Annotated in this window: 13 protein-coding genes; 10 read left to right on the forward strand and 3 right to left on the reverse strand. The window is 34.7% G+C overall.

Annotated features, from left to right (window positions below):
• Positions 1-35: 35 nt before the first annotated feature.
• The 5 genes from F5ESL0260_RS09080 (at position 36) to F5ESL0260_RS09100 (ending at position 4,722) form a co-directional block, all read left to right on the forward strand.
• Entirely contained in the window at positions 36-2,381 is a 2,346-nt protein-coding gene (locus F5ESL0260_RS09080; protein ID WP_122026681.1) for an ABC transporter ATP-binding protein/permease, read from the forward strand.
• A 164-nt stretch (positions 2,382-2,545) separates the two neighbouring features.
• Complete coding sequence (locus tag F5ESL0260_RS09085) at positions 2,546-3,271, forward strand: glucosamine-6-phosphate deaminase (RefSeq protein ID WP_122026682.1); 726 nt, start codon at positions 2,546-2,548, stop codon at positions 3,269-3,271.
• Positions 3,272-3,428: 157 nt separating this feature from the next.
• On the forward strand, positions 3,429-3,983 hold the full coding sequence (amaP, locus tag F5ESL0260_RS09090) for an alkaline shock response membrane anchor protein AmaP (protein ID WP_147444118.1): 555 nt from the start codon (positions 3,429-3,431) through the stop codon (positions 3,981-3,983).
• A gap of 11 nt (positions 3,984-3,994) precedes the next feature.
• Positions 3,995-4,177, forward strand: coding sequence for a DUF2273 domain-containing protein (locus tag F5ESL0260_RS09095; RefSeq protein ID WP_034978562.1), 183 nt, complete (start codon positions 3,995-3,997; stop codon positions 4,175-4,177).
• 14 nt (positions 4,178-4,191) lie between these two features.
• Positions 4,192-4,722, forward strand: a complete 531-nt coding sequence (locus tag F5ESL0260_RS09100; protein ID WP_370448600.1) for an Asp23/Gls24 family envelope stress response protein — start codon at positions 4,192-4,194, stop codon at positions 4,720-4,722.
• A 298-nt stretch (positions 4,723-5,020) separates the two neighbouring features.
• Here the strand turns inward: F5ESL0260_RS09100 and F5ESL0260_RS09660 are convergent, their stop codons facing one another.
• The 3 genes from F5ESL0260_RS09660 to F5ESL0260_RS09110 form a co-directional block, all read right to left on the reverse strand.
• Complete coding sequence (locus F5ESL0260_RS09660) at positions 5,021-5,107, reverse strand: putative holin-like toxin (protein WP_366125487.1); 87 nt, start codon at positions 5,105-5,107, stop codon at positions 5,021-5,023.
• Between the two features lie 368 nt (positions 5,108-5,475).
• The gene (locus F5ESL0260_RS09105) at positions 5,476-5,892 is read right to left on the reverse strand and encodes a hypothetical protein (protein WP_147444120.1); all 417 of its coding nucleotides are present in this window, start codon (positions 5,890-5,892) and stop codon (positions 5,476-5,478) included.
• 102 nt (positions 5,893-5,994) lie between these two features.
• Positions 5,995-7,626, reverse strand: a complete 1,632-nt coding sequence (locus F5ESL0260_RS09110) for an ABC transporter ATP-binding protein (protein ID WP_122026685.1) — start codon at positions 7,624-7,626, stop codon at positions 5,995-5,997.
• Between the two features lie 692 nt (positions 7,627-8,318).
• On the opposite strand from F5ESL0260_RS09110, the gene F5ESL0260_RS09115 reads away from it, so the two are divergent.
• The 5 genes from F5ESL0260_RS09115 (at position 8,319) to F5ESL0260_RS09135 (ending at position 12,137) form a co-directional block, all read left to right on the forward strand.
• Entirely contained in the window at positions 8,319-8,969 is a 651-nt protein-coding gene (locus tag F5ESL0260_RS09115) for a deoxynucleoside kinase (RefSeq protein ID WP_045928851.1), read from the forward strand.
• Positions 8,970-8,981: 12 nt separating this feature from the next.
• A complete protein-coding gene (locus tag F5ESL0260_RS09120; protein ID WP_122026686.1) occupies positions 8,982-9,665 on the forward strand; it encodes a deoxynucleoside kinase in 684 nt (227 codons plus the stop codon).
• Between the two features lie 309 nt (positions 9,666-9,974).
• Positions 9,975-10,616 (forward strand): amino acid ABC transporter permease, encoded by a 642-nt coding sequence (locus tag F5ESL0260_RS09125; RefSeq protein ID WP_122026687.1) that lies wholly within the window; start codon positions 9,975-9,977, stop codon positions 10,614-10,616.
• Positions 10,617-10,631: 15 nt separating this feature from the next.
• Entirely contained in the window at positions 10,632-11,285 is a 654-nt protein-coding gene (locus F5ESL0260_RS09130) for an amino acid ABC transporter ATP-binding protein (protein ID WP_122026688.1), read from the forward strand.
• Positions 11,286-12,137, forward strand: a complete 852-nt coding sequence (locus tag F5ESL0260_RS09135) for an amino acid ABC transporter substrate-binding protein (RefSeq protein WP_122026689.1) — start codon at positions 11,286-11,288, stop codon at positions 12,135-12,137.
• The last annotated feature ends 5 nt before the right edge of the window (positions 12,138-12,142 follow it).

Raw genomic sequence — 12,142 nt, forward strand, 5'->3', positions numbered from 1 at the left:
TTATTAATTAATTATTAAAAGAAAGAGAAAAAGGCATGTTACAATTAAAAGATTTACATAAGTCATATCATGTCGGTGATACAGTTACACATGCACTTGATGATGTTTCCATATCATTTCGTAACCAAGAATTTGTCGCAATTTTGGGACCTAGTGGGTCTGGTAAAACCACGTTATTAAATGTCATTGGTGGACTTGATCGCTATAATAGTGGAGACTTAATTATTAACGGTAAATCCACTAAAAATTTTAAGGAAACAGACTGGGACGCCTACAGAAATAATTCTGTCGGCTTTGTTTTCCAAAATTATAACTTAATTTCGCATTTATCAATTATTGCTAACGTCGAATTGGGCATGAATTTATCCGGAGTTTCCGCTTCTGAGCGTCATAAGCGAGCAGTAGATGCTTTAACCCAAGTTGGCTTAAAGGACCATATTTCTAAAAATCCCAATCAATTATCTGGTGGTCAAATGCAGCGTGTCGCAATTGCGCGGGCTTTGGCTAATGATCCTGATATCTTACTGTGCGACGAACCGACTGGTGCTCTTGACACTGGAACATCTGAGCAAATTATGAAGCTGATTAAAAAACTGTCAAAAGACCGCTTAGTAGTTATGGTTACACATAATCCTAATCTTGCTCAGGAATATGCGACCAGAATTGTCAACTTTCAGGATGGTAAAATTTTAAATGATTCCAATCCCTTTAATCCGGAAAAAGAAAAAGATACTTTTAAGCTGAAACGGACAAAAATGTCCTATTGGAACGCCATCAAGTTAAGTTTTACCAATATTATGACTAAAAAAGGCAGAACAACTTTAACAGCCTTTGCGTCAAGTATCGGAATTATATCTATCGCAGTTGTTTTAGCCTTATCCAACGGCTTTCAAAAGCAGATTGATACAACGATGAGTAAGGCACTAGCCAAATATCCCGTTACCATCAATCAAACCGCCACCGATGCTTCAAGTATCGAAGACCGTAACGAATCTGATAAGAATGTCAAAAATCGGGGCTATTTAACTGTTGAAAAAGATAGACTGCAAGAATCGACTCATCAAAATAAAATTAGTCAAAAGTATGTTAATTACATTAAAAAAATAAATCCTGATTATGCTAACAATATTTCCTATCAGCGTGGAATCAACTTAAATTTACTAACACGTAACGATAATAAAATTAAGCGAGTCCAATTCTCCCCCATTTCTGCTAGTTCAGACAGTTCTCAAGCAGCTACCCAGATGCGGATGCAAGCAATTAGTGCTACTGGGTTAGGCTCATCAGTATTTCCTACTACACTTAATTCTGGTAAAAGTAATTTTCTGAAAGAAAATTATCAACTTTTGTCTGGAGCGTGGCCACATAAAGCTACCGATTTGGTCTTAGTAACAGATAATGAAAACAAGTTAAATATTAATATTATTAAAAACTTGGGTTTCAAAGTTAAAGCTGGTCAAAAAATAAAGTATCCCAAATTTGTTGGTAAAACCTTCAAAATTGTCGCCAACAACGACTATTATCAGAAATTACCGACAGGTATGTTTATTCCGCAAAAAATCAGTAATTCTATGTACGATAATAGCAAAACCAAACTGCGGATTGTAGGCGTCATCAGGCCAAAAGATCAAAATTCTATGGCACTTTTGTCAGCAGGAATTGCCTACAGTGACCAGTTAACACAAAATATTATCAATAAAAATAAAGCTTCAGAGATAGTAAAAGCCCAGAAAAAGACCACTCAAAATGTCATGACTGGTCAAAGTATGAATTCTCAGGAAAAGAAACAAATGATACAGTCAATTGGTGGTTCCACCATACCGACTAGTATGATGATTTATCCCAATGACTTTGATGCCAAAGATAAAGTGCTTGATTACTTAGATAAATGGAATCGTGGCAAAAAGAAAAAAGATAAGATTATCTATACTGATATGTCAAGCGCTGTTACTTCGATGACTGGCGGCTTGCTTAATGGTATTACTACGGTCTTAGTTGCCTTTGCCGCAATCTCTTTAGTCACATCAATGATTATGATTGGTATTTTAACTTATACTTCTGTTTTAGAAAGAACTAAAGAAATAGGAATCTTAAAGGCACTGGGTGCCCGTAAAAAAGATATCACCAGGGTATTCGATGCCGAAACATTTATTTTGGGTGTTTTTTCCGGGGTTTTAGGTGTATTCATTGCTTGGTTGCTGGTCTTCCCTATTAATAGTCTTCTTTACTCAATTACTGACTTAAGCAATGTGGCACAGCTTAACCCTACGCATGCCCTGATATTAATCATTATTTCAACCATTTTAACTATGATTGGCGGCCACTTGCCAGCGCGGATGGCAGCTAAGAAAGATGCAGCAATTGCACTAAGAAGTGAATAGAAACAGTATTTTAGAGTTTGCCTAATATTTGTTACATGTGAAACAAATATAGGTAAGCTCTTTTTTTGCGTAATTTTAAAGTAATATCTATTGTCGCATCCTGTTGACAAATTGGAATATACCAATTTATAATTAATATAACTAATATGGAGGCGTAAATAAAAATGAAAATTATTATCACAGAAGATAAAGCCAGTGGCAGTAGGAAGGCTTTTGACTTATTTAAAGATAGTATTGCTAATGGCACTAAAGTAATTGGTTTGGCAACCGGCTCAACTCCCGTTACTTTATACCACCAATGGGCCGAAAGTGATTTGGATAACAGTAATTTAATTAGTATTAACCTTGATGAATATGTTGGCTTAACTCCCGATAATGACCAAAGTTATCATTATTTTATGCAAAAAAACTTGTTTGATAAAAAGCCTTTTAAACACTCTTATGTTCCTGATGGAATCAAAGCCATTAAGGATCCCGAAGGTGCTTCAGCTGACTACAACAGAATAATTGCAGAAAATCCAATTGATCTGCAATTATTAGGATTAGGACAAAACGGTCACATTGCCTTTAATGAGCCTGGAACCTCATTTGATTCTATTACCCACGAAGTGCAACTAACTGAGAATACCATCAAAGCTAATTCTCGCTTCTTCAACAACATTGACGATGTGCCAAAGACAGCAATCTGCATGGGCATTGCAAATATAATGTCTGCCAAAGAAATAGTGATTATGGCTTTTGGCGATAATAAGGCTGATGCTGTACAAAAGATGGTTGAAGGTCCAGTAACAGAAGACGTACCTGCTTCAGTTTTGCAACAACATCAAAATGTCACTCTTATTGTGGACCAGGCTGCAGCAAGTAAATTAAGTTCAACATACAATAAGTAATTAACTGATATTAAGCTAAAAAGGGCGGTGCATTAACACACCGCTCTTTTTGTGTGCAATTTTACGAACTGTTATTGTATACATATGGTGCATATTATTAGTCTGTTAAAATAATCAGTATTATTATTAAGATGAACCCTGAGAGGATGGTGATAAGTTGAAGAGGAGTAAAAAGTGGCTATTGGTATTAGGCATGTTATTACTATTGCCTGTGCCTTGTTACTTAATATGGGAAACCAGTAGTTTTTGGCAAAAGTATTTAAAGATTAAATTACCTCATTTAGGTACTCTTAACCCGATATTTGCCTGGTATTTAATTGGTATTAGTATAATTGTTTTTATAATACTAATTGTTAGTTTAATTGTCATCCTATTTTGGCCAGTCCAAAGAAACTTTAATTTAATTCATAAAAGTGATGGTCAAGTTAAGGTTACTTCCAAGGCCATTAATGGCTATGTAATGAATTCACTTGCCGATTTACCTTATTTAAATAATGCAAAGGTTAGTTCCAAGTTAACAAAACGCCGAATTAAAATTAAAATCGGCGGTGACTTGGGCCCTGGTGAAAACATTGCTGCCCTGCTTAACGACTATCTTGAAGAATTAAAAAAGAATCTGAAGCAATTGCTAGGAATTGAGCAAAAACCAAAAATTAACATCAAGTTTATCAATTATCACAAAGGAGATAAACCTGAAAGGCGCGTTCAATAAAGGAGGTCAAAATGAAAGAAGAATATAAAAAATACCTCCCAGAAATAAGCGGTGCCGTAATTGGTGTGTTACTGGCATTTTGCTTTTTGGTACTGGGATTTTTCAAAACTATTTTCGTCATTGTAATGTTGGTCTGCGGCTTTTTAGTTGGTCATTACTGGCCGGTATTCAAAAAAATGTTGCAGAATAAATAATTTATATAAGGAGTATATACAATATGGTACAATCAAGTTCAAATCAAAGTAGTTCAAAGCCTGAAGTTAAAGGCGATTTAAAATATGATTCAAAGGTAATTCAAAAAATCGTGGGTATTGCCTTATCTGACATTAAAGGCTTATTAACAGTTAACGGCGGCTTTTTCTCAAATATTGCCGATAAAATTGTTAATAGTGATGATGTCACTTCAGGCGTAAATGTTGAAGTAGGCAAAAAGCAAGTAGCCGTTGATATTGAGATCGTTGCAGAATATGGCGTAGACATTACCAAGCTATATGATCAAATTAAAGAAAAGATCCAAGAAAAAGTCAAAGAAATGACTGGTCTTGATACAGTTGAAGTCAACGTTACTGTAGTTGATATTAAAACTAAAGAGCAGCATGAAAAAGATTCTGTCAGCTTACAGGACCGTATCACCGGTGCTGCTAATGACACTAAGGATAAAATCAGCGATCAAAAAGACAAAGCTCAAGATAAAGTTGAGGAAAAAAAGAAAGAATCTAAAGAATCTAGAGTTAAATAATAAGCATAATTTTGATGTTAACCCTAAAATTTGGACACTTTATTAGCTGTTAACTTCGGATAACATTCAAACCGTATAGAGAAAAATTAGGGATAACCCAGATAACTTAATCAAATTCTTGTGCAAGACCAGTTTAATCATGCTAAAATATATCTATAGAGAAAAAGAAGCCTTGCAAAGCAAGACCTCTTCTCTGAATTTCAAGCGTCCGCTTTAAAGGCGGTTGACTTATTTAGTGATTAATCAAAAAAGACCAATCCCATAATTGTCAAAGTTTTTGGTGGGACGGTCTTTTTGTTTACCTGTGCTTGTCGATATAGGTCAACAAGACAATAATAAACGAGGCAAAGGTCAGCGCTAATTCTAACGCATGGAATACGCTCACTTGCTGAACACCTTCCTAAAAGATTTCGTGCCATAGGCACACACTCTCCTTTCAAGTGAAACAGCCAACCGCCCTCAAAACAATTTGCTATCAATTCAAATTTAATTATAGCAAAGATTGCCTTATTCCTAAATAACAGTAATCACTTAATTTAAAAGAGTGAACCACTTTTGATGTTAACCCTAAAATTTGGACACTTTTTTAGTTGTTATCTAAGGACTAATTGCCGATATTCAATCGGAGTTAGTCCTTTTAGTTTGATTTTAATTTTATCTTGTTTAGATAATTTAGTCATAAAAATAGCCTCCAAATTTGTCCTAAATTTGGGGGTCATTCATAACTCTACTGCCTTTTATGAATTAATGAAATTAACCGTAATATTGATCCTGGTCTAAAGCAGTTTCATCGAAATTAACTATCATAAATTCATAGTTTGAAAAACACTCCATCCAATTGTTAAAATAGTCGTTCTCTTTTTTTAGCGACTTACTATTTTCTTCTCCTTCTATTATAAAAGGCTTTGAACGTATATTAAAATTTGCATGTATTGCACCCAGCAAATTCAATAAACACAAGAAATCTTTTGCTGAATCCACACTTACATGAAAGGATTTAAACGAGTTATTATTTTCGCCAAGATATCTTTTTGCTCTATTATACTCATCAACAGATTCTGCCCTATAATTTTCAACGCTATTTACATTCTCTTCAATAATAGCTGTCGGAGCTTGCTTTTTAAAAAGATCTAGTATCTTTCTTAACTTAAAAAATTGTTCATCATTCATTTTTATCATTCCATTTAAAAGGCGGTGCGTGGAAACATTATATCTCCTAAGAAGCCATCAATTTTGCCGCTTATTTAATTGTTCAATAAAAGACTCAGCATTCTATTTTCCTAATTCAATTACTTGATCAAACTGCTTTTTAATTTCAGGTCGCAAGTGGTGGGAAATGTAGACTAGAGTGATATCGTTCAAATTGAGCAAGCTCTGTTCGATTTTTTGTCCGTCCTTTTCATCAATTGCGGAAGTAATTTCATCGGCCAGAATAACCTGCGGGTTACCCAGCAATTGCCGTGCCAGTGCAATTCGCTGCTTTTGCCCACCCGAAATGTTGTTACCGGCGTGTTTTAAAACAGTGTCAAGCCCGCTGACACTATCAATGACAAATTTTTCCAAACCTGCACGCTTAATCGCAGTCTTCAGCTCTTCTTCAGTTGTCTCTCGGCCTAAAGTGATGTTATAACGCAGGCTGCCATCAAAAATATAGGCTGACTGATCAATATAAGCGATCTGTTTATGTAGTGACCGCAGACTAAGCTCACGGTATTCATTGTCATCCCAAGTAAGTGATCCTTGATAGCCGGTTAACAAACCACCAATTAATTTTACCAGGGTCGACTTACCGCAGCCTGACGGACCAACAATAGCTACCCGTTCGCCTCGCTTAATGCTGCCGGCAACATTCGTTAAAATAGGTCTGTCATTATTAGGATAGCTGAACGAAAGGTCGCTAAATGCAATTTGCTGAGTCAAAGGAGCAACATTCTTATCCCCTGTTTTTTCCTGCGTATTAGCTAATTTATTATATTTGTCAAAAATAGGTTGAACTGCCCGAATTGAAGTTAGATCAATACTGATTTCTGTCAAGCTGCCAAAAACATTCCCGGACATTGAACCAACAATTAAAATAGCTCCAATTGGAATCTGATTGTGAAAGGCCAGATATCCGGATTCAACAGTTAAAATAGTTTGAGCAGATATACTTATCAGATTAATCAATGAATTAGAGAATGACATTTCCGTAATGTAATTAACCCGAGCCTGTCCAGTCTTATCTGATGCCGCAAGAACTATTTTATTGAGCAATTTTTGCTGACCAAGCGTGAGCAGGTTGACAAAGCCCTCAAGAACATCGGTTATTTTTGACGTTAATACCTCATTTTGCTTGCTTTGTTTTTGCGATAATTCCTCCAACTTTTTCTTAAAAAGACGGGGAAATAAAATCATAATAACAGCAAAAACCAAAGTGGTTACAAATAAGAGTGGATGGTAAAAAAACAGGATGACACTGGCAATAATTCCTAGGAGTGCGCTGCTAAATGTTTGCTCTAAACTGAAAAAGCCATCTTGATTAATTTGGTTTATATCGTTAGTAAACCAGGAAACATAATCAGCTTCCGTGTGCTTGTTGAAATCTTCATACTCTTGGCGACCAATTATATGGGCTAATGCGTTCCTAATGGAATTATCAACGGCCTTGATGATTACAGCGGAATACCGTGAACTACAAAAAAAGAAAATCAGAAAAAAGCCCCAGCTAAGCAAGTTTAAACCTGTATCAACAATAAAGCCCTTTAAACTGTGCTGAGTCAAAGCAGTAAGTGCATTACCTTTAAAAATGCTGGCAGCAGTTTGTGCTAAATTCCGCCCAAAATAGAGGATGGCTAAAATTACATACATGCCTGAATTACGTTTAATGTAGGTCCAAAGCGAAAATTTTGTTATAGTATCGTCCATGATTTACTTCCTGTCTAAATCCCTATTTTTAGAGTTAATACTAAAATGATTTTGGTTTAATAGAATAATATGGTTTTTGCATTACTTCTTCAAAAGACTCTTAACTGGTACTTACAGCAGGAGTTGTACTATCTAAGGATAAAAATCTTTTCAAGATATCAGTTATGCCCTCTTACTTCCATCATTTACTAATAATTTTATAATTTACTTACTATCTTATATCTTTTTTAACATTAAAACAATTTCTTTTTAATTTTCATTCTTAGAATTTTCCCATAGCAGCAGTATATAAATATCAACTGCAACTTTTTCGAGCCTTTAAAAAATAATTCGTTCTATAATTGCAAAATCACTTATTATACTTAATGCAATCAAAACGAGCAATTATCGACTACTTTATTTACTACAAATTTGAAAGAATCAAAGCACAGAATAAAGGGCTTAATACCGAATGATATCGGCATCAATCCTCAGTAAAATAATTAATTAAAATTTATCAGTCAGATTTTTTGGTTTCACGTGTAACATCTAATTTTGTAATAAATTATTTACTTGAATACTTAATTTTTTATTCTGTATTATACAAAATGACTTGACTTTTTGATTAAAATTTTAATTTACTTTTTGCTTGTATACCACTATATCTCGTATTAAACTAAATAAGAATCTATATATTGTATTTATGAAAGAACGTGATCCAAGTTATTGTTTTAAGTGGGCCAATTGGAGCCGGTAAATCCAGTTTAACTAGTATTTTAGCTGAGCACTTAGGTACACAAGCCTTTTATGAGGGAGTTGATAATAATCCTGTTCTTCCTTTATATTACCAAGACATGAAACGCTATACTTTTTTGCTTAATATCTATCTGCTTAACCACCGTTTAGCACAAATCAACCAAGCAATTCGTGAAAAAAATAGTGTATCTGACCGTTCAATTTATGAAGATGCACTCTTTTTCAAAATGAACGCGGACAGTAAAGTAGCTGACCCTACTGAATTTAAGATATACGACAGCTTACTCGAAAACATGATGGAAGATACCCCAGGTAATCCCAGCAAAAAGCCAGATTTACTAATTTACATTCATGTTTCCCTTGATACAATGCTTAAACGCATTAAAAAGCGGGGCCGTTCATTTGAGCAAATCAGTACCGATCCTAGTTTAAAAGACTATTACGCTAGGCTAATTAAGTATTATGAACCGTGGTATGAAAAATACGATGCCTCGCCTAAGATTAAGATCGACGGGGATAAATACGATTTTATCTGCGATGAAGATGCTAAAAAAGAAGTTTTAAATCAGATTGATAATAAGTTGCACGCAATAGGCAATTTAGAATAGAGAAGGAACGTGATGACAGTTATTGTTTTAAGCGGGCCAATTGGAGCCGGTAAATCCAGTTTAACCAGTATTTTAGCTAAGTATTTAGGAACCAAACCATTTTATGAGAGTGTCGATAACAATCCTGTTTTGCCACTTTTTTATGCCGATCCTAAAAAGTATGCATTTTTACTTCAGGTATTTTTCCTAAACACTCGTTTTCGTAGTATCAAGGATGCATTAACTGATGATAATAACGTTCTTGATCGTTCAATCTATGAGGATGCCCTTTTCTTCCAAATGAATGCGGACATTGGTCGTGCAACGAAAGAAGAAGTAGCTACCTATTACGAACTGCTTAATAATATGATGAGTGAGCTCAAACATATGCCCAAGAAAAATCCAGACTTGCTGGTTCATATTAAAGTTTCATACGACACCATGATTAAAAGAATTCAAAAGCGTGGTCGACCTTATGAACAATTGAGCTATGATGCAACACTGGAAGATTATTATAAGCGGCTTTTACGCTACTATAAACCTTGGTATGAAAAGTATGACTACTCACCTAAAATGGAGATAGATGGTGACAAGCTAGACTTTATAACTGATAAGCAGGCTAGAGAAGTTGTACTTGATCAAATTGTTGCCAAATTAAAAGAAATGGGTAAATTACCCGAAACATGGAATAAGTCCACAAATATTCAAATAGATTAACAATAAATAAATTATTATCAAAAGGTCATTAGCACTATATGTTAATGGCCTTTTTATGTTGCCTATTGCTATTTTAAAGTACTGTTTAATTTATAGTAAAAGCTTTAACAGTGAGCTCTAGCAATTAGATAGCTGGATGACAATTTAAATATTTTGTTACTTACTCAAATAAAAAATCAGAAAACTATGTTATTATTGAATCATATATTTTTCACATATTTTTTTAATCAATTTATATAATTTAGCTAGTATCAAAAGAGTTGTATATTAGCCTCTCTAATCAAACTAAATTCAGTAAAAGGAGAAAAAATGAATTATATCCTTTCAATTATGCCCTCTCTCTTTGCAGGTGCAAAAATGACATTAATTTTATTCTTTTGGACTTTAATTGCTTCGATTCCCTTAGGAGTCATAGTTAGTTTAGGCTTACTATCACATTTTAAGCCTCTACGGTTAATTCTAAAATTTTATATCTGGATTATGCGGGGTACCCCACTCTTGTTACAATTAATTTTTATTTTTTATGGCTTACCCATAGTCGGAATAATTTTTCAACGCTACGATGCAGCGCTTTTTGCTTTTATCTTAAACTACACAGCCTATTTCGCAGAAATTTTCCGTGGAGGCTTTCAGTCAATTCCAGTAGGACAATATGAAAGTGCTCGGGTTTTGAGGCTAAATTACTGGCAAACTTTGACGCATATTATAATTCCGCAAGTCAGCAAAATTGTTATACCGTCAATCGGAAATGAAGTTATTAACCTGGTTAAGGATACTTCGCTTGTTTATGTCATCGGTCTAGGTGAACTTTTACGTGCCGGCAATGTTGCTACTGCCAGAGACGTAACACTGATTCCTTTAATGATAGTCGGGATAATCTATTTACTAATGACTGGTATCGCATCATTTTTGCTGAAAAAAATTGAACGCAATTTTGCAAAGTGGAAGTAAATTAAAGGAAACAATATGCTAGAACTTAAAAACATTACCAAAAAATTTGGCACACGCACTATCTTAAACAAATTAAACCTAACTATTCCTGACCAACAGATTTTAGCCATTGTAGGACCTTCGGGAGCGGGAAAAACCACTCTATTGCGCTGTTTAAGTGGTTTAGAAAGAATTGATGCAGGTGAATTCTTATGGAATGGGCAAAAATTCGACCCGACTGCTCCTGATAGCACAAGTCATATTATCGGAGTCGTTTTTCAAAGCTATGAGCTTTTTCCTAATTTAACTGTAATTGAAAACATTACTTTGGCACCAACCCTAGTTTTAAAAGAAACTGCAGAGCAGGCGCAAACTCACGCACAAAAGTTATTGCAACAACTGGATTTAACTGGTAAAGAGGATCTTTATCCCTATCAGCTCTCTGGCGGCCAACAGCAAAGGGTAGCTATTGTGCGAGCATTGGCAATGGAGCCTCATATTTTATGTTATGATGAGCCTACATCTGCTTTGGACCCGGATTTAAGAACAAAAGTCGGAGAAATAATTTTAAAACTTAAAAATAATAACAAAATGACACAAATTATTGTGACTCATGACATGGAATTCGCCAGTCAAGTTGCTGATCAAGTATTTAGAGTTAAAGCATTAGATGATAAGAAGGTAATATAAGTGAAAACTAAGCGCCTCTTAATTCTTGCAATAACGCTCGTCTGTTCTATCTTCTTTGTTTCTGGCTGCAGTGGTGTGTCAATTAATAGAAAAGCTAACGAAGTTGACAATTGGTCCCATATCAAGCAGCGTGGGTATGTTACAGTTGGTGTAGATGATACTTTTGTGCCTATGGATTTCAGACAAAAAAATGGTCAGCTAATTGGTTATGACGTTGATCTCGCTAATGCAGTATTTAAGCAATATGGCATCAATGTCAGCTTTCAAACTATTGACTGGTCTATGAATACTACTGAATTAAAAAACGGCACAATTGATCTGATATGGAATGGTTTTAGCAAGAATCCAGAGCGTAAGGCCAAAGTTAATTTTAGTAAAACTTATCTGTATACTTCACAAGTGCTAGTAAGTCTCAAAAAGAATAAAATTAATACTATTGCGGCAATGAAAGATAAAACTTTAGGAGTACAAACCGGTTCTTCTGGCTATAACGATGTAATGAAATACCCTAAAGTTTTTAAAAACCATATTAAAAATCATGATCCAATTCTCTATGATTCCTTTACCAATGCTTTTATAGATTTAACTGCAGGTCGGATTGAAGGACTATTAATCGACAGTTCTTATGCAGACTATTACATTTCCAAGCAAAAGCATCCGGAAAATTTTACCGAAATAGATAGTCCTTTCCCTAAAGAAGAATTTGGTGTCGGTTTGAGAAAAAGTGACGTAACCATGAAGCGCAAAATCAATCAAGCACTAGAAAAATTAGCACAAAATGGTACTCTCACAAGAATTAATCACAAATGGTTTGGTAATAAAGCACGATCTCCCTTGCTTGAAGCAAAATAAAATTC

The sequence above is a fragment of the Lactobacillus sp. ESL0260 genome (assembly GCF_003692935.1).
Taxonomy (GTDB): domain Bacteria; phylum Bacillota; class Bacilli; order Lactobacillales; family Lactobacillaceae; genus Lactobacillus; species Lactobacillus melliventris.

What these genes read in the sequence shown, in the direction of transcription:
- F5ESL0260_RS09080 (WP_122026681.1), top strand. Translation starts at nt 36, where the DNA reads ATGTTACAATTAAAAGATTTACATAAGTCATATCATGTCGGTGATACA.
- F5ESL0260_RS09085 (WP_122026682.1), top strand. Translation starts at nt 2,546, where the DNA reads ATGAAAATTATTATCACAGAAGATAAAGCCAGTGGCAGTAGGAAGGCT.
- F5ESL0260_RS09095 (WP_034978562.1), top strand. Translation starts at nt 3,995, where the DNA reads ATGAAAGAAGAATATAAAAAATACCTCCCAGAAATAAGCGGTGCCGTA.
- F5ESL0260_RS09105 (WP_147444120.1), bottom strand. Translation starts at nt 5,892, where the DNA reads ATGAATGATGAACAATTTTTTAAGTTAAGAAAGATACTAGATCTTTTT.
- F5ESL0260_RS09110 (WP_122026685.1), bottom strand. Translation starts at nt 7,626, where the DNA reads ATGGACGATACTATAACAAAATTTTCGCTTTGGACCTACATTAAACGT.
- F5ESL0260_RS09120 (WP_122026686.1), top strand. Translation starts at nt 8,982, where the DNA reads ATGACAGTTATTGTTTTAAGCGGGCCAATTGGAGCCGGTAAATCCAGT.
- F5ESL0260_RS09125 (WP_122026687.1), top strand. Translation starts at nt 9,975, where the DNA reads ATGAATTATATCCTTTCAATTATGCCCTCTCTCTTTGCAGGTGCAAAA.
- F5ESL0260_RS09130 (WP_122026688.1), top strand. Translation starts at nt 10,632, where the DNA reads ATGCTAGAACTTAAAAACATTACCAAAAAATTTGGCACACGCACTATC.